At 37.7% G+C, this 23,495-nt stretch carries 25 protein-coding genes; 24 read left to right on the top strand and 1 reads right to left on the bottom strand.

Translation table 11 applies throughout. From position 1 onward, the window contains the following. The first annotated feature begins 49 nt into the window (after positions 1-49). The 14 genes from BFM98_RS08225 to BFM98_RS08290 all read left to right on the top strand — a co-directional run bounded on the left by BFM98_RS08225 (position 50) and on the right by BFM98_RS08290 (position 13,376). On the top strand, positions 50-754 hold the full coding sequence (locus tag BFM98_RS08225) for a response regulator transcription factor (RefSeq protein ID WP_004230457.1): 705 nt from the start codon (positions 50-52) through the stop codon (positions 752-754). Continuing rightward, a complete protein-coding gene (locus BFM98_RS08230; RefSeq protein ID WP_048390819.1) occupies positions 754-1,737 on the top strand; it encodes a sensor histidine kinase in 984 nt (327 codons plus the stop codon). Before BFM98_RS08225 ends, BFM98_RS08230 begins: the two co-directional genes overlap by 1 nt. An 11-nt stretch (positions 1,738-1,748) precedes the next feature. Then, entirely contained in the window at positions 1,749-2,174 is a 426-nt protein-coding gene (locus BFM98_RS08235) for a hypothetical protein (RefSeq protein ID WP_066037084.1), read from the top strand. 12 nt (positions 2,175-2,186) lie between these two features. Beyond that, positions 2,187-2,963: an ABC transporter ATP-binding protein gene (locus BFM98_RS08240; protein WP_004230460.1), complete on the top strand. Its 777-nt coding sequence runs from the start codon at positions 2,187-2,189 to the stop codon at positions 2,961-2,963. Further along, complete coding sequence (locus BFM98_RS08245) at positions 2,935-4,869, top strand: FtsX-like permease family protein (RefSeq protein ID WP_066037085.1); 1,935 nt, start codon at positions 2,935-2,937, stop codon at positions 4,867-4,869. Before BFM98_RS08240 ends, BFM98_RS08245 begins: the two co-directional genes overlap by 29 nt. A 142-nt stretch (positions 4,870-5,011) precedes the next feature. After that, positions 5,012-6,559: a fatty acid--CoA ligase family protein gene (locus BFM98_RS08250; protein WP_066037086.1), complete on the top strand. Its 1,548-nt coding sequence runs from the start codon at positions 5,012-5,014 to the stop codon at positions 6,557-6,559. 249 nt (positions 6,560-6,808) lie between these two features. Then, a complete protein-coding gene (locus tag BFM98_RS08255; RefSeq protein ID WP_048390828.1) occupies positions 6,809-7,456 on the top strand; it encodes a VTT domain-containing protein in 648 nt (215 codons plus the stop codon). A gap of 117 nt (positions 7,457-7,573) precedes the next feature. Then, positions 7,574-8,851 carry an EAL and HDOD domain-containing protein gene (locus BFM98_RS08260; RefSeq protein ID WP_254660010.1) on the top strand — a complete coding sequence of 426 codons (1,278 nt, stop codon included), beginning with the start codon at positions 7,574-7,576 and terminating at the stop codon, positions 8,849-8,851. Between the two features lie 164 nt (positions 8,852-9,015). After that, positions 9,016-9,858: a YitT family protein gene (locus tag BFM98_RS08265; protein WP_004227970.1), complete on the top strand. Its 843-nt coding sequence runs from the start codon at positions 9,016-9,018 to the stop codon at positions 9,856-9,858. A gap of 48 nt (positions 9,859-9,906) precedes the next feature. Further along, entirely contained in the window at positions 9,907-10,230 is a 324-nt protein-coding gene (cccB, locus tag BFM98_RS08270) for a cytochrome c551 (protein WP_048390832.1), read from the top strand. 142 nt (positions 10,231-10,372) lie between these two features. Further along, positions 10,373-11,308, top strand: coding sequence for an HPr(Ser) kinase/phosphatase (gene hprK / locus BFM98_RS08275; protein ID WP_004227974.1), 936 nt, complete (start codon positions 10,373-10,375; stop codon positions 11,306-11,308). Between the two features lie 43 nt (positions 11,309-11,351). Continuing rightward, positions 11,352-12,173, top strand: a complete 822-nt coding sequence (gene lgt, locus BFM98_RS08280) for a prolipoprotein diacylglyceryl transferase (RefSeq protein WP_004227978.1) — start codon at positions 11,352-11,354, stop codon at positions 12,171-12,173. Between the two features lie 13 nt (positions 12,174-12,186). Further along, a complete protein-coding gene (gene ppaX / locus BFM98_RS08285) occupies positions 12,187-12,828 on the top strand; it encodes a pyrophosphatase PpaX (protein WP_048390836.1) in 642 nt (213 codons plus the stop codon). Between the two features lie 5 nt (positions 12,829-12,833). Further along, the gene (locus tag BFM98_RS08290) at positions 12,834-13,376 is read left to right on the top strand and encodes an acyltransferase (RefSeq protein WP_048390838.1); all 543 of its coding nucleotides are present in this window, start codon (positions 12,834-12,836) and stop codon (positions 13,374-13,376) included. A gap of 93 nt (positions 13,377-13,469) precedes the next feature. Here BFM98_RS08290 and BFM98_RS08295 read toward each other — a convergent pair whose 3' ends face one another. Beyond that, a complete protein-coding gene (locus tag BFM98_RS08295; protein WP_048390840.1) occupies positions 13,470-13,673 on the bottom strand; it encodes a hypothetical protein in 204 nt (67 codons plus the stop codon). Positions 13,674-14,232: 559 nt separating this feature from the next. On the opposite strand from BFM98_RS08295, the gene BFM98_RS08300 reads away from it, so the two are divergent. The 10 genes from BFM98_RS08300 to BFM98_RS08345 all read left to right on the top strand — a co-directional run bounded on the left by BFM98_RS08300 (position 14,233) and on the right by BFM98_RS08345 (position 23,489). Continuing rightward, positions 14,233-15,405: an ATP phosphoribosyltransferase regulatory subunit gene (locus tag BFM98_RS08300; RefSeq protein ID WP_054549570.1), complete on the top strand. Its 1,173-nt coding sequence runs from the start codon at positions 14,233-14,235 to the stop codon at positions 15,403-15,405. Continuing rightward, positions 15,398-16,033 carry an ATP phosphoribosyltransferase gene (gene hisG / locus BFM98_RS08305; RefSeq protein WP_048390844.1) on the top strand — a complete coding sequence of 212 codons (636 nt, stop codon included), beginning with the start codon at positions 15,398-15,400 and terminating at the stop codon, positions 16,031-16,033. Before BFM98_RS08300 ends, hisG begins: the two co-directional genes overlap by 8 nt. A 42-nt stretch (positions 16,034-16,075) precedes the next feature. Then, positions 16,076-17,350, top strand: a complete 1,275-nt coding sequence (gene hisD / locus BFM98_RS08310) for a histidinol dehydrogenase (protein ID WP_066037087.1) — start codon at positions 16,076-16,078, stop codon at positions 17,348-17,350. Between the two features lie 4 nt (positions 17,351-17,354). Then, on the top strand, positions 17,355-17,954 hold the full coding sequence (gene hisB / locus BFM98_RS08315) for an imidazoleglycerol-phosphate dehydratase HisB (protein WP_004227994.1): 600 nt from the start codon (positions 17,355-17,357) through the stop codon (positions 17,952-17,954). Then, positions 17,951-18,583 carry an imidazole glycerol phosphate synthase subunit HisH gene (gene hisH, locus BFM98_RS08320; protein WP_048390850.1) on the top strand — a complete coding sequence of 211 codons (633 nt, stop codon included), beginning with the start codon at positions 17,951-17,953 and terminating at the stop codon, positions 18,581-18,583. Before hisB ends, hisH begins: the two co-directional genes overlap by 4 nt. Beyond that, positions 18,577-19,338 (top strand): imidazole glycerol phosphate synthase subunit HisF, encoded by a 762-nt coding sequence (gene hisF, locus BFM98_RS08325; protein WP_066037088.1) that lies wholly within the window; start codon positions 18,577-18,579, stop codon positions 19,336-19,338. The genes hisH and hisF overlap by 7 nt, the downstream gene beginning before the upstream one ends. After that, on the top strand, positions 19,335-19,952 hold the full coding sequence (gene hisIE, locus BFM98_RS08330) for a bifunctional phosphoribosyl-AMP cyclohydrolase/phosphoribosyl-ATP diphosphatase HisIE (protein WP_048390853.1): 618 nt from the start codon (positions 19,335-19,337) through the stop codon (positions 19,950-19,952). Before hisF ends, hisIE begins: the two co-directional genes overlap by 4 nt. Before the next feature lie 90 nt (positions 19,953-20,042). Further along, positions 20,043-21,566 (top strand): tetratricopeptide repeat protein, encoded by a 1,524-nt coding sequence (locus BFM98_RS08335; RefSeq protein ID WP_048390855.1) that lies wholly within the window; start codon positions 20,043-20,045, stop codon positions 21,564-21,566. 162 nt (positions 21,567-21,728) lie between these two features. Beyond that, positions 21,729-22,673, top strand: coding sequence for a thioredoxin-disulfide reductase (gene trxB, locus BFM98_RS08340; protein WP_054549567.1), 945 nt, complete (start codon positions 21,729-21,731; stop codon positions 22,671-22,673). A gap of 348 nt (positions 22,674-23,021) precedes the next feature. Further along, positions 23,022-23,489, top strand: coding sequence for an NUDIX hydrolase (locus tag BFM98_RS08345; protein ID WP_048390859.1), 468 nt, complete (start codon positions 23,022-23,024; stop codon positions 23,487-23,489). Positions 23,490-23,495 lie beyond the last annotated feature (6 nt).

The following is a 23,495-nucleotide window of genomic DNA, read 5'->3' on the forward strand; positions in this document are numbered from 1 at the left end:
TGTCGTCGAACCTTTTTTTGATACAATATAGAAAGAAAGGAGTGTTGATATGGAAAAGCATCGAATATTCATAGTTGAAGATGATGTCAAGATTGCATCATTACTAGCGGAAACGCTTAGAAAATATCAATACGAAGTTGCAACAATTCAAGAATTTGATCATCTTATAGAAGAATTTACAGCATTTAATCCACATATGGTGCTGCTTGATATAAATTTACCCGCTTATGATGGCTATTATTGGTGTCGCCAGCTACGTCAGCATACAACATGTCCAATAATTTTCATTTCTGCACGCTCAGGAGAAATGGACCAAATCTTTGCACTTGAAAATGGGGGCGACGATTTTATTACAAAGCCTTTTAACTACGAAATTGTGTTGGCTAAAATCCGTAGTCATCTACGCCGTACATATGGTGAATATGCAGCAAGGCAAGAAGAACGGACAATCAAGCAAGGACAGCTTGTACTTCATTTAGAAAGAATGGAGCTACATAAAAATGATTTAGAAATTCCACTTCAGAAAAAAGAATGTATCATCTTAGAGCTATTGATGGGCAATGCACCGAAAGTAGTTTCGCGTGAGCAATTGTTAGAGGAGCTTTGGGACGATCAAGCATTTGTCGATGAAAACACTTTGAATGTGAATATGACCCGAGTTCGAAAAAAGTTAGCGGATTATCATATATCGTCAACAATCGAAACGGTACGTGGTGCAGGCTATCGATTCATATTAAGTGCAGGTGAGCTATAGTGGGCTGGAAGCTTTTTTTACGTGATTATGCATCATTTATTGTGTTCCAGCTCTTATTAGTTGGCTTCATCATGGTTATCTATGCACTCGACGGTTTTCGAAATATTGATACGGCTATTTATTCCTTTTGTATTAGCCTTGTGCTATTAGCATCCTTTTTACTTGTCCGCTATTTAATGCGGCAACGCTACTTATTGAAGATAACTCAGCTTCCATCAGCAATGGAGGATGTGCTACAAAAAAATGCAAAAACGCCAGAAGCTATACAAACCGAGAAGTATATGCATGAATTGTATCGACTTTATCAACATGAGCTGCATGCTTTATATGCAAGTCAAAAAAGGCATGATCAATTTATGAACCAGTGGGTCCATCAAATGAAAACACCTATTTCAGTGATTGAATTATTATTACAAGATGACCGACCTCTTGATAAAAAGAATGTTCAGGAGGAAATCGATCGCTTGCGTAGAGGGTTGGACATGGTACTTGTTAATGCACGCCTAGAAAATTTTGAGGATGATATGCAAGTAGAGCGAGTTGCGCTAAAAGGTATTGTAACTGCAACTGTTAATGAAAATAAACGTTTATTTATTACGAAAAGAGTTTTCCCGGAAATTCATATTGACGACGATCTAATTGTTGCCAGTGATTCAAAATGGCTTCGTTTCATTCTTGGACAATTTATCACCAATGCAGTGAAATACACGTTTGAAGCCAATAAAAAAATTGTTATTTCTGCCATTGAAAAGGATGACTATGTACAACTTGCGATTTGTGATGAGGGTATTGGGATTCCAGCTTCCGATCTTTCTCGTGTTACGAAAGCCTTTTTTACTGGCGAAAATGGGCGGAAAACAGGTGAATCAACTGGAATGGGCCTTTATTTAGCCAAAGAAATCTGTGAAAAGCTAGGGCATGAGCTGGCTATTACATCAGAGGTAGGAAAAGGGACGATTGTGACAGTAACATTTACAAATTAGGGGGCACTAGGATGGTAGAGGTACGTATATTAGATTGGAAACTAACAATTGATAAGGAGAAAACAAATGCGCTTTATATGACACATCTGCAAGCGGGAGATCCATTAGCCTATCAAAATTTTATCCTGGCAAATGAAAAGTTAGATGAAGAACTACTGCATTTTTCAAAGAGCCTTGGGTTAAACTTACAGCAACCAACATTATTGAATGCTTTTCCTGTAGACGGTCAACAGATTATGTATAGTGGGTATTATACTGTATGTGGGGAAATCGTAGAGGGAGAAATGGATGCTTGGGATGTAATTATTGGAGAGCATTGCTTTAGTTTAGTAGAGGAAGAGTCAATACTGGCTTTAACAGAGCCTCATTTTCACATTGGTTTTGAGGTCGTTTTACAGTGGCTTTTACCTCAATCCTTAGAATTAATGAAGAAATAAGGTGAATGAAGTATGCCTATTTTACAAATTAAAGATGTGACAAAAGTGTACGAAGGTAAAGTAACGCATCGTGCATTAAATCAATTGAGCTTTGACGTGGAAGAAGGCGAGTTTTTAGCTGTTATGGGGCCCTCAGGAAGCGGTAAAACGACATTGTTGAATATTATTTCGACCATTGATGAACCAACTAGTGGAGAAATCATTTTAGATGGAATGAATCCACATAAGTTGAATGCAACAGAGCTTGCCTATTTTAGAAGAAGACAGCTTGGCTTTGTGTTTCAGGATTTCAATCTTTTGCATATGCTGACGGTCGAGGAAAATATCGTGTTGCCCTTAACGTTAGATCAACAGCCGCTAGAGGTAATGGAGGAGCGTCTGGCAAGTATTGTAGAAAAGCTAGATTTAACTTCCTTCCTTCATAAACGTCCAAATGAAATATCTGGGGGACAGGCACAAAGAACAGCAATTGGTCGTGCGCTTATTCATAATCCTAGTCTCATTTTAGCGGACGAACCTACAGGTAATTTAGATTCAAATTCTTCACGTGATGTGCTTGAACTATTGACAAAGGTGAATCAGGATAAACAAACGACAATCGTGATGGTCACGCATGATCCAATTGCAGCAAGTTATTGTGATCGAGTGTTATTCATTAAAGATGGTGAATTTTTTAATGAAATTTATCGAGATGACCGCCGTCAGATGTTTTTCCAACGTATTTTAAATGTTTTGAGCTTACTAGGAGGAGGGCAAGTAGGTGACCTTTCGACAATTCGCTTACCGTAATGTCGTGCGGAACAGCCGGATATATGGCGCCTTTTTCATGGCAAGCTTTTTTTCTGTGGCTGTATTTTTTATCTATTCCATGCTGATGTTTCACCCTGATATTGAACGTGGGATATTAGGGGAGATGTCTCTCATTGGGATGGTGGGGGCTGAAATTGTTCTCGTCCTGTTTACATTATTCTTTTTATATTATTCCATGAGTGCTTTTTTAGAGGCCCGATCACATGAATTTGCTATTTTATTGCACTTGGGAATGGAAAAACGTCAGATGAATAAACTTGTCTTTTTAGAGACAATGATTATTGGGACAGGCTCCATTATTGTAGGGATTGTCTTTGGTTTCTCCTTTTCAAAATTCTTTTTTATGATTGTTCGGGAAATTTTACATTTAGAAGATTTACCACTCTATATTTCATGGGAGCCATTTTTATTAACGATTGGTGTTTTCACAAGTGCATTTTTCGTCATTTCCTTTATTAGTGTGTATTTTACACGAGAGAGAAAATTACGAGATCTTATAAAAGGCAGTGATTATTTAAATAGCTTAACAACGTATTCCAAAATACGAGCTTTCTATGGTATTGCTTTAATTGTAACGACGTATATTCTCGCGTTTGTTGTCGGACATACATCACTAATTGGGCTAACGCTGTTAATACCATTTTCCGCAACATTTGGCACCTATTATTTTTTCAGTGATTCTGTACCTTGTTTTTTAGATTTAGCACGTGGGAAACGCAAATATCATTGGCAACGCTACCGTCTACTATCGCTAGCAGAACAAACGCATATAATGATGGATAACGTGAAAATGTTTTTCGTTGTGACGATGGTATCGACACTTGCATTTTTATCTGTTGGTGTTTTAGCAACAATGTCCTCCTACACAACGCAATATGATCGATTAAATCCACTCGGGCTGGTTTATAAAGGGGATGTCGATAATCCATATGAACGGGAGCATATCAATTCTTTAAGGTTGCAATTAGAGGAGAAAGGTTTATCTTATCAGCTATCCCGTTTTATTGTTGTGAAGCAAACCTCCTCTTTCACTCGAAATGAAGTGGAGGTTTTTCGAGAGTCCGATATGAACGTCCTGCTTTCTTCCTACAGTTATCCATTATTGAATCTGGAAGCAGGTGAGGCAGTATTCATTCCTTATTCTGAGGATTCCCTAAAAAAATTAAAAGATCGAGTTGTGCATACTGTTTTAGAAGAAAACAATATACCGCTCACTATTGATAGTGTCTATCCAAAAATAGTGTTTCCAGGCTCGATTGTCAGTGTCAATTCGATTGTCATTAGTGATGAAGACTTCGCGAAGCTTATTCATCCGATTTCCGATCAAGACATTATTCAACCAAGCTATCATCTATTTACATTTGTTATTCCTCAATGGATGGAAACGAAGGATATTGGTAAGGATATCGATCATCTAGAATCCAATTTATATTTTATTAAAAAGGATAAGTTTAGCCCTTTTTACTTTGAAAATGCAGGATTAAATTATTCTTATATACTAGCTACCTACTCATTATTTACATTAGTGGGTGTTTTAGTAGCCACTGTATTTTTACTTGCGGCTGGTAGCTTTATCTATTTTAAATTGCATACATCCCTCGAACGTGAAAAGCGTAAATTTGATGTATTAAAACGTATGGGTTTAACAGATACAGAGTTAAAAAAGCTAGTTAATCGCCATTTGTTTCCCCAATTCTTTTTACCTTGGGGTGTTGCGATGATGCATAGTGCCTTTGCTTTTCTAATGGTTCAAGGCATTTTAAGGGACATTGCGAATATATCGATTGTAAAAGAAGTATTCTTTGCTTTTGGCTTTTTTGTATTAATACAAGTGGTTTATTTTTATTTAATTCGATGGCGCTATATCTCCCATATTCGCTCATGAACTAATGGTTTAAAAGAGAAAAAAATGAATTATTTAACGTAATTTATGACATGGGATAAAAAGACTCATTGTTTTTTAGATATATTTCTTATATAATATTACTGAATAACGATTCATTTTATACGATAAGGGGATGGTGTAATTGAATTTAGTTTCACGTGTTCGTCAACAGGCAGCAGAACAACCTGAAAAAGTTGCGTATCATTTTATGGGGAAAGATACGACTTACGGGGAATTTGAGCATACAGTTGGCCGATTTGCAAAAGGATTACAAGATTTAGGCGTTGAAAAAGGGGAGCATGTGGCGTTTTTACTCGGCAACACGCCACACTACTTAATTGCACTCTATGCAACAATGCGCTTAGGGGCAACAGCAATACCTGTTAATCCAATCTATACACCGGATGAAATTTCTTACATTTTGCATAATGGAGATGTAAAAGCAGTCATTGCTCTGGATATGTTGCTACCCTTGGTTGAAAAAGGTGTACAAGCATTTCCACAGGTAAAAACATTTATAGTTTGTGAAACCACACCAGATATAGCGGAAAAAGTGGCAGCTTTATCACCACAAGCACAAGAAAAAACACATTTATTTACACATGTAATCGCCAAAACCACTCAATCTTTACAACCTGTTGAAGTTGCAGAGGATGACAATGCTATTATTTTATATACTTCAGGAACTACAGGTAGTCCAAAGGGAGCCATGCTGACACATGGCAATGTGTACTCAAATGCACGTGATGTTGCGCATTATTTAGGCATTAATGCAGAGGACCGTGTTATTGCGACACTACCTGTATTCCATGTATTTGCCTTAACGGTAGTGGTGAATGCGCCTTTATTAAGTGGGGCAACAGTTTTACTTGCACCACGCTTTAGCCCTAGCGAAATTTTCGCTTTAGCACGAGAGCAAAAAGCAACGGTATTTGCTGGTGTTCCTACTATGTATAATTTCTTGTACCAATTACCTGAGGGCAATCCTGAAGATTTCTCGACAATTCGTTTAGCTATTTCAGGTGGTGCCTCCTTGCCTGTTGCGCTATTACATAATTTCGAACAGAAATTTAATGTGCGTGTGTCAGAGGGCTATGGCTTATCCGAAGCTTCACCCGTGACATGTTTTAACCCACTAGATCGTGATCGTAAAGCTGGCTCTATTGGAACATCCATTAGCAATGTTGAGAATAGAGTTGTTGATGTAAATGGTCAGGAAGTTCCTGTGGGCGAAGTTGGAGAGCTAATTGTACGTGGTCCAAATGTGATGAAGGGATACTATAAAATGCCTGAAGAAACGGCGATGGCGATTCGTGACGGCTGGCTCTATACAGGAGATTTAGCAAAGGTAGATGAAGAAGGGTATTTTTACATTGTCGATCGTAAAAAGGATATGATTATTGTAGGGGGCTTTAATGTTTATCCTCGTGAAGTAGAGGAAGTGCTGTTTGCCCATAATAATATTGTAGAAGCAGCAGTGGTAGGCTTCCCAGACCCTAACTTAGGGGAAGCAGTACATGCCTATGTTGTGCTGAAAGAAGTAGCTGCTACTACAACAGATGATCTACTATCCTATTGTGCTAAACATATGGTGAAGTATAAGGTTCCGAAAGTAATTGAAATACTGGATGAACTACCAAAAAACACAACAGGAAAAATATTAAGACGCTCATTAAAAGAGAAAGTTTAAACGAGAAAAGCTACTATTGAAAAATGGTAGCTCTTTTTTTGTACATTATTCGTATAATAGTAAAATCAGTTGAGAGTAGATGTCTGTAAGTGATAAAATCAAACTTGTGAAATCTTCTACATACTTTTCAAGAGCTTGTCATATAGTGAGGAAGTAATGTAAAAAGACGTACAAAACTGGAACCCTTTGAGGTGAAGCCACGTCAAAACTTTTAGGTAAAAATACTATTGAAAGAGAGCATACAAAAACATGTTAGAACTCATTAAGGAGTTAATAAGTTTTATTGTGCATATCGATGTGCATTTAGAAGAAATTATTCGTGATTTTGGCAATTGGAGCTATCTTATTTTATTTGCGATTGTTTTTGTAGAAACAGGGGTTGTTATTTTCCCATTCTTACCTGGTGATTCCTTGTTATTTGCAAGTGGAACATTAGCTGCGGCAATGGGCGCATTCGATATGTGGATTTTAATCCCTGTATTTTTAGCAGCAGCTATTTTGGGAGATACGATGAACTATCATATTGGACATAAGGTAGGGACATCTATTCCGCCAAAGAGCCTCCTCGGTAGAGTTGTTAAGAAAGAGCGTATGGAAGCAGCTGAAAAATTCTTTAATACACATGGTGGGAAAACGATCGTAATCGCACGTTTCATGCCATTTATTCGTACATTTATCCCGTTTGTGGCGGGTGCAAGTAAAATGAAATATAGTTATTTCTTATTTTATAATATTTTTGGTGCAATTTTATGGGTATTCAGTTGTACGTTATTAGGTTACTTCTTTGGGAATATTCCAATTATTAAAGATAACTTCTCTGTTGTACTGATTTTGATTATCTTTATATCAGTTGTGCCTGCAGTGATCGGTGCAATTAAATCCAAAGTCGGTAAATAATATGGACAGTCCTTAAGTGATTCATCATCACGGGGACTGTTCTTTCTTTATTATTGGCTGAAAAAGCCAAGTTGGCATGTTAAGTTAGCTTGAAGTATAAGCATCAGGTCGTAAAAAATGTTATACTATAAATTACTAGAAAATGGAGAAATGGGGGACAATGGAATGGAAGTATTCATTGGCAGACAGCCTATATTTAATCTTCATGAGCAAGTCGTTGCATATGAATTGTTATACCGTAGCAAAAATGTAAATGCCTTTCCAATGGTCGATTCAGATGCAGCAACGATTGATGTACTTGTGAACTCATTTCTTTCAATTGGTTTTGAAGAGGTAACGAAAGGTAAGCCTGGTTTTGTTAATTTTACTGAAAACTTATTGATGAGCTCTATACATGAATTTTTAAATCCCTCACAGGTAGTGATTGAGATATTAGAGGATGTTCCACTTACCTCTCAATTAGTGGAGCGTGTAATTGAGTTAAAAAAACAGGGGTTTCAAATTGCCTTGGATGATTTTATGATGGATGATCAGGTGGAAGTTTATGATGAATTATTTGAACAAATTGATTATATTAAGGTGGATTTTTTAGCTTCTTCCATCGTAAAAAGAATGGAAATCGAAAATAAAGTTAAGGAGAAATTTCCACATATTCAATTGCTCGCTGAAAAGGTAGAGACGCGTCATCAATTTGAAGTCGCTAAATCCTCAGGCTATGTGTTATTTCAAGGTTATTTTTTTGAACAACCGCAAATAATACGAGCAACAGACATTCCAGCAAATGCGATTCAATATATTCACATTATCTCTTTACTAAAAGAGGAAGAACCAAATATTCATTTGTTAGCGGAAAATATTGAACGTGATATTTCATTGACATACAAATTATTGCAAATGATTAATAACTCATCTAAACGTTCTAAATCTAAAGTGCGCTCCATCAAGCAAGCGATTGTGTTATTGGGCGTATCCAATTTACGAAAATGGATTTATTTATTGGCCATGCGTGAAATTGATATTGATGCTGATTCTGATCTTTTTAAAGAAGTGATGTGTACGTCTTTATTCCGAGCTAAGGTTTGTGAAAAACTAGCTAAGCTTGCTTATAAAAAGAATTTCTCAGAATATTTTTTAGTCGGCATGTTTTCTCTAATTGATACATTACTTCAAAGACCGATGAATGTTATTTTACAGCAGCTACCATTCTCAGAGGCTATTACGAATACCATTTTAGGCTTTGAAACGGAAATGACCCCATATTTGGAGTTTAGTATTGCGTTAAGTAAACTTGATTGGCCACGATTAGAAGAGCTAGCTGTACAGTTGAATATTCAGTTAGTTGACATTGATCTTTTATATTATGAAGCCATCGAATGGGCAGAAAAATCATTTTAAACTAAATCAACAAAAGCTATCTTATTGAATACTGTAAGATAGCTTATTTTATACCTTCCTCAATCTAGTATCCCTTCATCATGATGAAGTTCTCAATGCTAAAAGTATTTGCTATAATCATCTCGTCTTTAAAAAATTCTGATAGTTGAAGTGGGCGTGGGGAAATGAAACATGATGTGAGAGATAGCATTGTGGAGTATGTGTATGTCATTGTAGGAGCGGCAATAATTGCTATTGGTTTTAATGTCTTTTTATTACCAAATCAAGTCGCTTCAGGTGGGGTAAGTGGAATAAGTACGATTTTGCATGGTTTATTTGGTTGGAATCCGGGAATTGTTCAGTATGCATTTAACATTCCGCTTTTTATTGCTGGTGTTTTATTATTGGGCAAAAAATTTGGAATAAAATCCTTTATTGGGACAATTACATTACCTTTTATCGTCTTATTAACAAATAGCTGGGAGCCGTGGACTGATAATCCTTTATTGGGTGCTCTTTTTGGTGGAATTGTTGTTGGCCTAGGAATAGGACTGGTCTTTAAGGGGAATGCTTCAACTGGTGGCACTGATTTACTGGCGCAAATCATTACGAAGTTTACAGGATTGTCGCTTGGAACAAGTGTGCTGTTAATAGATGGCGTTATCGCAATTAGTGCAGCAATTGTTTTTGACTTAGAAAAAGGTTTGTATGCTCTGATTGGACTTTATGTTACCACAAAAACGATTGATATTATTCAGCTAGGTTTTAGTCAGTCTAAAATGGTCTATATCATTACATTGAAACAAGATGAGGTAAGGGAAGCCATTTATGCTGAAATTAATCGTGGTGTAACGAAGTTACCAGCAATTGGAGGGTATACAGGAGAAGCACGACCAGTTCTGATGGTTGTTGTTTATCAAACAGAATTCACAAAGCTGAAACAACTCATTAAAAGCGTTGACCCATCAGCGTTTGTTATCGTTTCTGATGCATATGAGGTATTAGGAGAAGGTTTCAAACGTGCATAATTTTGGTATAATGGCGGCGTAAGATATTTATTATGAGGAGGGGTACTAATGAAAAAAGCAATGTTAACATTAGTGTTCGGATCAGCAATCTTCTTAGCAGCATGTGGCGGCGGAGATAAAACTGCATCTAATAATGGTAATGAAACTGCTACAGAGCCAGATGGCGAAGCAATAGCGATGAAATCTTGTGTTACTTGTCATGGTGGCGAGCTACAAGGTGCAAATGGTCCAGCATTAAATGATGTAGGTTCACGTTTGTCTGAATCAGAAATTTTAGATATTATAAATAATGGTAAAAACGGCATGCCTGCAGGATTAGTAAAAGGTGCAGATGCTGAAGCTGTTGCTAAATGGTTAGCAACTCAAAAATAATTGCTTTTTAAAAACTAGCGGGCTGGAGAGCCGCTAGTTTTTTTAGTGCAAGTAAACGCTGTATTGAGAGTAAATACATTTCTTTTACACATAGACATGCTAAAATAAGATGAACCTTATCCATTGATTGGAGGCTTTTTCATTGGTCGTAGTATTAACAAGAGATGTTATGGAGAAATTTAAATTAGAGTTATTAGCTGGTGAAGAAGGAATAGGCAGGACAATTGTGACAAGTGATATCTCAAGACCAGGGCTTGAGATGGCAGGATACTTTACTCATTATCCAGCAAATCGTGTACAATTGCTTGGCAAGACTGAACTTTCCTTTTTTGAAATGCTCCCAGCGGATGTTAAGCTTGAGCGTATGCGTTTACTTTGTTCACAGGATACACCTGCTATTATTATTTCTAGAGATTTAGAAGTACCAGAGGAGCTTATTCAGGCCTCAAACGAAAAGCATGTACCTGTGTTTAAAACACATATGACAACAACCAAATTTTCGAGTAGATTGACGAACTACTTAGAGGGGCGCTTAGCTCCAATGACAGCAGCACATGGTGTACTTGTCGATGTGTATGGCATTGGAGTGCTTATAATCGGTAAAAGCGGCGTAGGTAAAAGTGAAACAGCACTTGAGCTTGTAAAAAAGGGTCATCGTTTAGTTGCTGATGATTGTGTTGAAATTCGTCAAGAATCAGAAAACCTATTAATTGGAAGCCCTCCACCTTTGTTAGAGCACTTATTGGAAATACGAGGCATCGGCATTATTGACATTATGACACTCTTTGGTGCAAGTGCAGTACGCCCCTATAAACGTATTACCCTCATCATTGAGCTCGAAATATGGGATCCACAAAAAGTTTATGATCGATTGGGCTTAGAAGAAGAAAAAATGAAAATAATTGACACGGAACTAACAAAACTAACAATTCCAGTAAGACCTGGACGCAATGTCTCCGTTATTATTGAAGTGGCAGCGATGAACTATCGTTTAAAGAAAATGGGCGTCAATGCGGCAGAGGAATTTTCAAGACGTTTAGATGAAGTGATTTCATCAAATGATGTGTTAGACGATTAAAAAGCGAACAACATTGTTCATGACATATTGAGAGGAGTAGAAGATGGATTTATTACTATTGCAAATTGACCCGATTGCCTTTCATTTAGGACCAATTCCAGTTCGTTGGTATGGATTGCTGATTGTGTCGGGAATCATTTTAGCTTATGTTGTTGGGCAAAGAGAGGCCGTTAAGCGAGGTCTGCCTGAAGACTTTCTTGCAGATTTATTATTATGGGCAGTTCCTATATCCATTATCTGTGCACGTATTTACTATGTGTCAATGCGATGGGATTACTATAGCGAAAATCCAGGCAAAATCATAGAGATATGGAATGGTGGTATTGCCATCCATGGTGCACTCATCGGGGCATTTGTCACAGCTTACATATATACTCGTATAAAAAATGTAAGCTTTTTACGAGTAGCAGATATTGCAGCACCTAGTATTTTAATCGGCCAGATTATTGGTCGATGGGGCAACTTTATGAACCAAGAGGCCTATGGTGGCGAGGTATCGAAAGCATTTTTAGAAAACCTAATGCTACCAGACTGGATTATTAATCAAATGTATATTGAAGAATTAGGTTCATATGTTCATCCCACTTTTTTATATGAATCGATTTGGAACCTAATTGGGCTTATTATTCTATTAGTTTTGCGTAAAGTGAACTTACATCGTGGAGAAATATTCTTTAGCTATTTAATTTGGTATTCAATTGGTCGTTTCTATATCGAAGGAATGCGCACAGATAGCCTTTACTTAGTGGGAGATTTACGTTCAGCACAGGTTGTATCCATTATCGGTATTGTAGTTGGTCTAGGTGCAATTATTTATCGTAGAATAAAGGTGAAACCAGCCGTAAAATACTTGGATAATAAATAAGGGGTTGTAAAAGATGGCTGTTAAGGCACTACTATTTGATTTCGATGGGACTTTACTAAATACAAATGATTTAATCATTCAAACATTTATGCATGTATTAAATGAGCGATTTCCCGGGCAATATTCGCCAAAAGATTGCCTGAAATTCATTGGTCCATCATTGAAACAGACATTTAATGACATTGCACCAGGTGAAGAAGACGATTTGATAGAGATGTATCGCGCTTGGAATATTGCACACCATGATGACCTAGTCAGCCAATATCCTGATGTTGTGTCAACTCTAGAGCAGTTAAAAGCTCAAGGTATAAAATTGGCTATTGTTTCGACGAAACGTAATGAGACCATCGATCGTGGACTTGCTATTCTTGGTGCAACGCATCTATTTGATGTGCGTATTGGTACAGATGATGTGAACAATGTGAAGCCTGATCCAGAGCCAGTATTGCTTGCGTTGGAACGATTAGGGATAGAAAAAGACTATGCGATTATGATTGGTGATAATTCGCACGATATTGAAGCTGGACATCGTGCTGGTGTAAGAGCAGCGGGTGTTGCTTGGGCAATTAAGGGAGAGGCTTACTTACAGCAGTATCAACCAGAATATATGTTGCAGCATATGTCAGATTTATTTGATATTGTGAAAGAGGGGTAAGGTAGATGGCGCGTAAGACAGAACGTTACCGTGTCGAAGGAGCCAATTCACTTTGGAATATCTATGACACGGTGTCCTTTTGGAAGGTGATGAAGTGTTTCATTGTCATTCAAGTTGGACGCTTCACACCATTTTTACGTGTGAAAAACTGGCTATATCGTACTTTTTTAAACATGACTATTGGTAAGCAAACGTCATTAGCCTTAATGGTCATGCCAGATACCATGTTTCCTGAACGTATTTTCATTGGAGACAATACTGTGATTGGTTTTAATACAACCATTTTAGCGCATGAATATTTAATAGAGGAATATCGCTTAGGTGATGTTCATATCGGAAAAGAAGTAATGATAGGGGCAAATACAACTATTTTACCAGGTGTAACAATTGGTGATGGTGCCATTGTTTCAGCTGCCACTCTTGTACATAAGGATGTGCCAGCAGGCTGTTTAGCAGGGGGTAATCCAATGCGAATAATATATACTGCTGAACAAATGGCTGAGCGCAAACGTAATGAGGCTGTAGAGTGGTGTACACCAAAGAAATAATAAAAACTCACGTAGTATAGTGATATACTTCGTGAGTTTTTTGCATAAAAAGCTACTCCCAAAAACACTAGTTTTTGGAGTAGCTTTTACTGTTTAAGCATGAGCTGCGTCATAATCTGATTTGAATTCACAAGTGTCATGATCACCTAAGCAAGTTGTTTCAACAAAAGTTGATTTAATTGCAGTCCCATCAATGTCTTCAATTGTGTGAAGTGTTACCTTGTCACCAGGATAAAACTCGCCTTTACAAATACTAACGATCATTTGCTCACTAATTTGTACGAATGGACATGCCATAATAAATCCCTCCAATGTAATGTATATGGTTCTTTTTGTTATTAATGCTATTCTATATTAAGTTTTTTGAAATGTAAAAAGTAAAATAGAATGAGAGTAATAATCAATAAATGTATTGATATAAAAGTATTATTGATGATAATGAGATTGAGAATCATTTTAAGTGATTGGTTAAAAATAATTATATAGATATAATTATTGGATTTCGATATTGAGAATACTCTATTGAAAACTCTTTATTTTTATCAATGATTTGTTAAGAGAGAATCATTATCAATTTTTAGCGAATACTTAAAGTGATTAAAAATTGGTTTGTCACAATTTGGACATATTCTCATTGTCACTAAAGTATTTTGTCAAATTATAAGTAAAATGAGTCATGCTTTTTTGCAAGTCTTTGCAATTCAATGTGTATAATTAACAGAATAATAAGTATTTAAAGATTTCGATAATTAATAAGGATATCGTTGACTGTATTAATGAAATAAGTTAAAATTCTTTCATAATCTAATTCTCTAACACTCTAGTGAATTAAAGTGAAATGTGAGGAAGTGTCCATATGTCGTCGATAAAAATGTTTGAAAAGCCACTTGGAATGCGCGATACATTCCCGCAAATCTATGAGAAAGTTGAAGCAGTTAGACATGCGGGCAGAGACTTTTTATATAAAAGGGGTTATGAGTTTATTAAAACACCTGCGGTGGAGTATTTCGATACAGTGGGGAAGGCTTCAGCGATTGCTGATGCTCATTTATTTAAGCTAGTGGATAGCCAAGGAAATACGTTAGTGCTGCGACCTGACATGACTACACCGATTGCTCGAGTAGCTACATCGAAACTATTAAAGGAAATGATCCCACTACGTCTTGCCTATTTTGCAAGCGTTTTTCGAGCTCAGGAAGCAGAGGGAGGCAGGCCTGCTGAATTTGATCAAATGGGGATTGAGTTAATAGGTGATCAATCAGTTTTTGCTGATGCAGAAGTTATTGTAACAGCAATGGAGCTATTAAAGCATTTTAAATTGGAAGAGTTTAAAATCACAATTGGACATGCTGGTATATTAAATTGCATTTTACAAGATTACACAGAGAGTATCGAACAGCAAACAACGCTTAGAACATTGCTTGTCCAACGAAATTACGTAGGGTTTGAAGAAGCAGTAGAGTCATTTCATCTGCCTAAAGCTAAATCCGATGCCCTCTTACAATTTATTGAAGAAGCCATGAATGTCAGAGATATACGAGATATTGAAAAATATGTCCGCAAAAATGATGCATTAGAATATATGCAACAACTTGCTCAACTACTTGAAATGGCTGATTTAGCTGATTATGTAGCTTTCGATTTCACACTTTCGAGTCATATGAGTTATTACACGGGTATGCTATTTGAAGTATTTGCTGTGGGAAGTGGCTTTTTATTAGGAAATGGTGGTCGTTATGATGGCTTGTTAGAAGTTTTTGGTTCAAAGGTTGGTGCTACAGGATTTAGTATTCGTGTGGATCGTTTATTAGAAACATTAAACGGGCAATCAGTGAAACGACAGGAAGCAACAGTTGTTCTTTTTGAAGAAGAACAATTTGAGGAAGCTTTACTAAAGGTTAAAAATTTACGAGCAGCAGGAAAATTAGCTACTTTGCAGTTACGTAGTAGTCTAGTCGATGAGGCGGCCTTTTTAGCATACTTTACAGAAGTGGTGGTAGTTGGACAGGAGGAAGTTGGCGGTGAATGAATTAACGATTGCAATGCCCAAAGGAAGAATCTTTGAAGAGGCATATCAAATGTTGTTAGAGGCAGGTTTTAATTTACCAGAAGAAGTAGAAATGTCACGTAAATTAATGATTGAAATACCAGAGGAAAAAATTCGCTTTATTTTATCAAAGCCAATGGATGTTCCTGTCTATGTTGAACATGGTGTTGCTGATATTGGTATTGCTGGTAAGGATGTATTGTTAGAGCAACAGCGAGAAGTGCACGAATTACTTGATTTGAAAATTAGTAATTGCTATATCGCTTCTGCAGGCCTACCAAACACCTCCATGAATGAGATTGCGCCTAGAATTGCTACGAAATATCCGAATATTGCCATGAAGTACTACAAAGGCATTGGAGAGCAAGTGGAAATCATCGAGCTCAACGGTTCTATTGAATTAGCACCAATGATTGGCTTAGCTGATCGAATTGTCGATATTGTTTCTACAGGTCGTACATTAAAAGAGAACGGCTTAGTAGAATATGAATTTATTACGGCTGTCTCTTCTCGATTAATTGCAAATCCTGTAAGTTATCGTATGAAAGGTGAGCGTATTATTGATCTTGTGAGGCGGTTAAAGAAATGTGTAAATGAGCAGAAAAAGTAATCATTTGTAGCTACATATGAAGGACTAAAGGGGATTAATCCTATGAAAATAACAAAGCTTGAAAAAGGCATTTCCTTAAAAAGACCACTTGAAGGAGGAAATGAAGAACAAATAAAAGTTGTACGACAAGTGCTTTCGGATGTTAAGACACAGGGAGATGCGGCGTTACGCACCTATACTGAGCGATGGGATGGCTATGTCCCTAAAAATTTAAGTGTCTCTGAAGAAGAAATACAAGAAGCAGTAAGTGAACTCGATCCTCAACTATATAAAGACTTAGCGGAAGCAGCAGAAAATATTCGTTTTTATCATGAACAACAGATACGTTCAGGGTATCACCTAGAACTGGGAGATGGTTCTTGGTTAGGCCAACGGGTAACAGCTTTAGATGCAGTAGGACTATATGTTCCAGGTGGTACAGCTGCCTACCCTTCATCAGTCTTGATGAATGTAATACCAGCGCAGGTCGCAGGGGTGAAACGTATTGTTATTACTTCACCTGCAGGGCCAAATGGGAAACTACCAGCAGGTGTACTTGTGGCGGCTCACCTTTTAGGGATTGATGAGATTTATAAAGTTGGTGGGGCACAAGCAATAGCCGCACTTGCCTATGGCACGGAAACAATTTCCCCAGTCGATAAAATAACAGGTCCAGGAAATATTTATGTGGCACTTGCCAAACGAGAGGTATTTGGAGAAGTAGCCATTGATATGATTGCGGGACCGAGTGAAATTGCTGTGCTGGCTGATGACACAGCCTATCCTGATGAAATTGCTGCAGACCTTTTATCACAAGCAGAGCATGATCCACTAGCTTGTTCAATTCTTGTCACAACCTCAGAGCAATTAGCCAAAAAAGTAGCTGAGGAAGTAGAGAAGCAGCTGCTGAACTTACCGCGTCAAGAAGTAGCTCGTGCCTCCATAGAGAAATTTGGGGTAATTTATGTAGCTGAAACATTGGCAGATGCAGTGGAAGCCATTAATTCATTAGCACCGGAGCATTTAGAAATTGTGATGGAAAATGCGGAGGCGTTAGCTGAGCAAATAAGACATGCTGGTGGTATTTTTATAGGTCGGTATAGTTCTGAGCCAGTTGGAGATTATTTTGCAGGGACCAATCATGTACTTCCAACTAATAGTACGGCTCGTTTTGCAAGTGGCTTAAATGTTGATGATTTTGTGAAAAAATCAAGTATTGTTTACTATAGTGAAAAAACCTGGAGAGACAACGCACCAAAAATTGCACGTTTAGCGCGTATGGAAGGCTTAGAGGGCCATGCTCGTGCAGTGGAATCACGTGGATGGGAGAAGGAATAGGACGATGACAGAAAAGAAACGATATGCAAAGATAGAGCGTACAACGAATGAAACGCAAATTTCTGTAGCAATTGATTTAGATGGTGAAGGCAAGGCAGATATCCAAACAGGCGTGGGGTTTATGGACCATATGCTTGACTTATTTATTAAGCATGGACTATTTAATGGCACAATACATGCAAATGGCGATACTTATATTGATGATCACCATACAACAGAGGACCTTGGTATTGTATTAGGACAGGCTGTTCGAGAAGCACTTGGTGATAAGAAAGGCATAAAACGCTATGGTAACGCCTTTGTACCGATGGATGACGCACTAGCTCAGGTAGTGGTCGATTGCTCGAATCGACCTCATCTAGAGTACCGTGTGCCAGCATTAAAAGAAAAAGTAGGAACGTTTGATACAGAATTAGTGCATGAATTTTTATGGAAATTTGCCCTTGAGGCAAGGATGAATGTTCATGTAATTGTACCTTATGGTCAGAATACACATCACATTATTGAGGCAATTTTCAAAGCATTAGCACGTGCGATTGATGCCGCAGTGGAAATTGACCCACGTGTTAAAGGCGTACCATCGACTAAGGGGCTGTTGACGTGAAAATAGGTGTCATTGATTATGGAATGGGTAATTTATTTAGTGTGGAGCAGGCATTAAAAAGGCTAGGCTGTGAAGTTATTATAACTGCTGATGAGAAGGCATTAGATACAGCTGACGCACTTTTATTACCAGGGGTGGGTGCATTCCCTGATGCCAGAAAGCGTTTAGCTGAAACAAACTTAGATCAATATTTACAGAAGGCACAAAGAGAAAACCGTCCACTTTTAGGAATTTGTCTAGGTATGCAATTATTATTCGAGCAAAGTGATGAAGTAACCCCAACAAAAGGGCTAGGGTTTTTCAAGGGGTGTATTAAACGCTTTAGTGGTAGCCAAGAGGGCCAAGCATACAGAGTACCGCATATGGGGTGGAATGAACTAATTGTGACAAATCGTCCTGCATGGTTACACAATGAAGTATCAGCGAAGCATGTCTATTTTGTTCACTCCTTTTATGCAACAGATATCGTAGAATCAGAGCTTGTTGCCTATGCTGATTACTTCGGCATTCAAGTACCTGGTATTGTGATGAATGGTTCTGTGACTGGCATGCAATTTCACCCTGAAAAATCAGGGGAATTAGGTGTTTATTTATTAGAGCAATGGTTGGAAGGTGTGAAGGCATGCTAACAAAACGTATTATTCCATGTCTTGATGTGAAAGAAGGTCGTGTTGTAAAAGGTATACAATTTGTCTCTATCCGAGATGCAGGAGATCCAGTGGAGCTTGCGAAGTTCTATGATGAACAAGGAGCAGATGAGCTTGTATTTTTAGATATTTCTGCATCACATGAAGGTCGAGAAACGATGGTAGATGTGGTTCGTCAAACAGCGGCTACGCTTGCCATACCCTTTACTGTTGGCGGAGGTATTCGTACGTTGGATGATATGAAGCGTATTTTACGAGCAGGTGCTGATAAAGTTTCAGTGAATACATCCGCGCTGGAAAGACCTGCCCTTATACAGGAAGGCTCTGATTACTTTGGCGCACAATGCATTGTTGTAGCAATCGATGCTCGCTATAGTGAGGAAGATAGCACATGGATGGTTTATACACATGGTGGTCGCAACAAAACCCCTTGGTCAGCCATTGAGTGGGCCAAAGAGGCTGTACGCTTAGGAGCTGGTGAGATTTTATTAACAAGTATGAATCAAGATGGAGAAAAATCAGGCTTTGATTTAGCCTTAACCAAAGCAGTGCGTGAAGCTGTGACAGTCCCTGTGATTGCTAGTGGTGGAGCGGGACATGCCGAACATTTTTACGAAGTATTAGCACAAGAGGTAGATGCAGATGCTGCACTAGCAGCCTCTATCTTCCATTATAAAGAAACAAGTGTAGCGCAAGTAAAGGAATACTTACGTGAAAAAGGAGTGGCAGTAAGATGATAGAGAACATTCAATTTGATGAGAGAGGTCTTGTTACAGCTGTAGTACAAGATGCCAATACAAAAGAGGTATTAACAGTAGCTTATATGAATAAGGAGTCATTAGCTAAAACAATTGACTCAGGGGAAACTTGGTTTTATTCTCGTTCCCGTCAAGAGCTTTGGCATAAGGGAGCAACAAGTGGCCATACACAACAGGTGGTTTCAATCAAAGCGGATTGCGATCAAGATGCTTTAATAGTGGAGGTTCTACCGACAGGGCCAGCATGTCATAATGGGACAATTTCTTGCTTCACTGAGGTTATTCAGCAAAAAGAGAAGGTAGGCTCTGTGGACATCGTTTCTAAACTTGCTCGTGTCATCGAAAAGCGAGAGCAGGAAATGCCAGAAGGAGCGTACACTACATATTTATTTGATAAGGGCATTGATAAAATCTGTAAAAAGGTTGGGGAAGAAGCAACAGAGGTGGTCATTGGTGCCAAAAACCGAGATGCTGAGGAAGTAAAATGGGAGGCAGCTGATTTAATTTATCACCTACTCGTATTATTACAAGAACAAAAAGTAAGCATTTATGATGTTCTGCATGTGTTGGAAAAACGTCACGAGGAGAAATAACAGCATATTATTGATTGTGTGGTATAATAGGAGTTACTGTGTAAAGGAACGTAGAATACGTTCCTTATTTCTTGTTTCGGAGGAAATATATTGGAAAAGAAACGTCAAAATGAGACTCAATCGAATATAGTGTCGTTCATTCCAACAGGCGACTATTATTATAAGAAATCAATTCAAGCAATGAACAGTGGACAAATGAATAAAGCCTATAAATATTTACAGCGTGCGGTAGATTTAAGTCCCGACGATCCAATGATTATCTTGCAGTTAGCCATAGTAGAGTTAGAAGGTCAACGTTTTGAGGAAGCGTATGACCTACTTCGTCGCGCCTATCAAATTGATCCAGATAATCCAGAAATCATATTTTACATGGCAGAAGTATCAGGGTGTGTAGGCATCATGCATGATGCAAAACGCTTTGCAGAAGAATATTTAAAGCTAGAACCTGAGGGTGCTTATGCCGATGAAGCAGCAGAAATATTAGAGTTTGTCGCTTTTGAGCAAGATGATTTTGAAGAGCTTGAAGGCTCTGGTGAGGATTTATATCGTCAGGAGCAAGCTCGTCGTTGTATGGAAAAGGGAGATTTTCCTGAAGCTATTACTATTTTAGAAGATTTAATTGAAGATCGACCAGCATTTTGGTCAGCCTATAATAATCTAGCACTCGCTTATTTTTATGTTGGAGAAGAAGAGCAAGCAAAGGCTCTCTTGCATACAGTGCTACGTGAAAATAAGGGCAATCTACATGCATTATGCAATTTAACGGTAATTGCGTATTATGAAAAAAATGAAGATGATTTACAAGAACTGTTAAATGTTCTTGTTAAAATTCAACCCTATACTTGGGAGCATCGTTATAAACTTGGTGCTACCTTAGCCTTAATCAGCCAATATGAATTAGCCTATAAATGGTTGCGCAGCATGCAAAAGAGAGGCTATGTAGGAGATGCAGGATTTTACTTTTGGCTGTCCCATGCTGCTTATTTCTCAGGACATGAGGAGATTTCGAAAAGTGCGTGGGATCAGCTTCTAGAGCTAGACCCAGACAAAGAGGGCTTCGAACCTTGGCGCCAACAAGAAAATGAATTTGGACTTGATGCATTGGAGCATGATCGTGATTTTATTGTTGAAAAATTAGAGAGCACTTATACGAGTGAGCGCATTTTTGGTTTATTTTTACTGAAAGGTACAGCGCATAAGCAAGAAATTATCGCCCATCCGAAATGGATTAATATTGAACAATTAGGCTCTTTTGAAAAATTGTTTTTAGCTTATGCACTTGGACATGAATTTGATAAGAAAAATAAAGTAGAAGCAAGCTTTTTACGATCAGTACAGGTCTCAGAAATTTTATTAGAACAATATGGAAAGCTATCATCATTAATTGTACCGCTGTTTCAAATGTGGTTTGTGCTATGTGAACAAGCTTTAATAGAAAATTATCGTTTTACAAATCCAACAGCAATTGCAGGAGCAAATGATTATTTATTCAGATCTTCACAAATGCTTAAAGTGACAAAAAAGGAAATTGCGCAGCAATATGGCGTTTCTGTATCTACTTTATCAAAGTATATTGACGAAATCTTAACGTTTTTGCCAAACAGTCATGATTAATGTGTGAGCAACATAGTTGAATAACTTTATACTTTCACATACGATGAACATACTAACGCTATCACCAATTTTTCCTTAGCGTCATTGATCTTCTTCTATAGATGACGTTAGATGTATTGGTTGAATGAAGATAAAAAGTATTCTGTTTAGGGGGAAGTATTTATGTCGGAAGAAAAAATTTATGATGTAGTAATTATTGGTGCAGGTCCTGCTGGGATGACTGCCGCTGTTTATACATCTCGTGCAAATTTGTCTACTTTAATGATTGAACGTGGCATTCCTGGTGGACAAATGGCAAACACAGAAGAAGTAGAAAACTACCCAGGTTTTGAGACAATTTTAGGACCAGAGCTTTCTACAAAAATGTTTGAGCATGCTAAAAAATTTGGTGCTGAATATGCCTATGGTGATGTAACGGAAATCATCGATGGAGAAGAATATAAAACAATTAAATCAGGTGCAAAAGAATATAAAACACGTGCCATTATTATCACCACTGGTGCTGAGTATAAAAAAATGGGTGTGCCTGGTGAAAAAGAGCTTGGTGGCCGTGGTGTCAGCTACTGTGCAGTATGTGATGGAGCATTCTTTAAACAAAAAAATCTAGTTGTCGTAGGTGGCGGAGATTCAGCTGTTGAAGAGGGTGTTTATTTAACTCGCTTTGCTGATAAAGTGACAATTGTCCACCGTCGTGATAAATTACGTGCACAAAAAATTCTCCAAGATCGTGCCTTTGCCAATGAAAAAATTGATTTCATTTGGAATGCAACTGTAAAAGAAATCAATGAAGCGAATGGTAAAGTTGGCAGTGTAACACTACAATCAACTGTCGATGGTACAGAATCTGAATTTGCTACAGATGGTGTTTTCGTCTATATAGGTATGCTTCCTTTAACGAAACCATTTGAGTCATTAGGTATTTTAAATGAGGCTGGCTATATTTTGACAAATGAAACGATGGAAACAAAAATTCCAGGTATCTTTGCAGCTGGAGATGTTCGTGAAAAATCACTTCGTCAAATTGTAACAGCAACTGGTGACGGTAGTATTGCCGCGCAAGCTGTTCAACATTATGTAGAAGAGCTATTAGAGAAAATTAATGCCTAATAGGGCTATTTTAAGGAAAAAAATACAATTTTAATGTGGTTTTAATATTGCTGTAACTTGAATGACATATAAAAGGTGTATGATTAAAAATGTAATTAGCAATCCCCCTTTTATTTTGTTTAGTAGGTTGTTTCCGCCTCCAATAGGTGGGAGCAACCTACTTTTTTATGTGTAAAAAATCAAATAATAATATCACGATAAACGTAAATTTCGCCCAAGATGAAATGGTTATCTTTGAATAGAACTAAATTGTTAATTGTCTGCGTACAAGAGTTGTAAATGAGGACAAAACTTACAAGGTCTTGTTATAATGAAGAGTAGAATGCAAAAGTGATTAGAGGTGTGCCTATGCAAAGAATTGCAAATTTAATTGCCGTAAAAGACGGTAAAGTATTATTACTTCAGAAACCAAGACGAGGCTGGTATGTAGCTCCAGGGGGGAAAATGGAGAGTGGCGAGTCAATCTTCGAGGCTGCTATTCGAGAGTTTCAAGAAGAGACAAACGTCATACCTTTACATGTTCATTTAAAGGGTGTTTATACGATGATCATTAAAGAGAACAATGACGTAGTGGATGAATGGATGCTCTATACATTTGTTGCAAAGGATGTAGATGGAGTACCATTCGAAGAAACAAGAGAAGGCAAACTTGCATGGCACCCAGTAGAGGATTTAGCACATTTGCCAATGGCTGAAGGAGATCGAACTAATTTACAATTTGCTGTTTCGCAATCAGGCATTCAGTATGGCACGTTTGACTATACAACGAATTTTGAATTACTTCATCAGAAAATACAAATTTCAAAAGAACAATAAAGGAGT

Source organism: Lysinibacillus sp. AR18-8 (assembly GCF_001705465.1).
GTDB lineage: Bacteria > Bacillota > Bacilli > Bacillales_A > Planococcaceae > Lysinibacillus > Lysinibacillus capsici.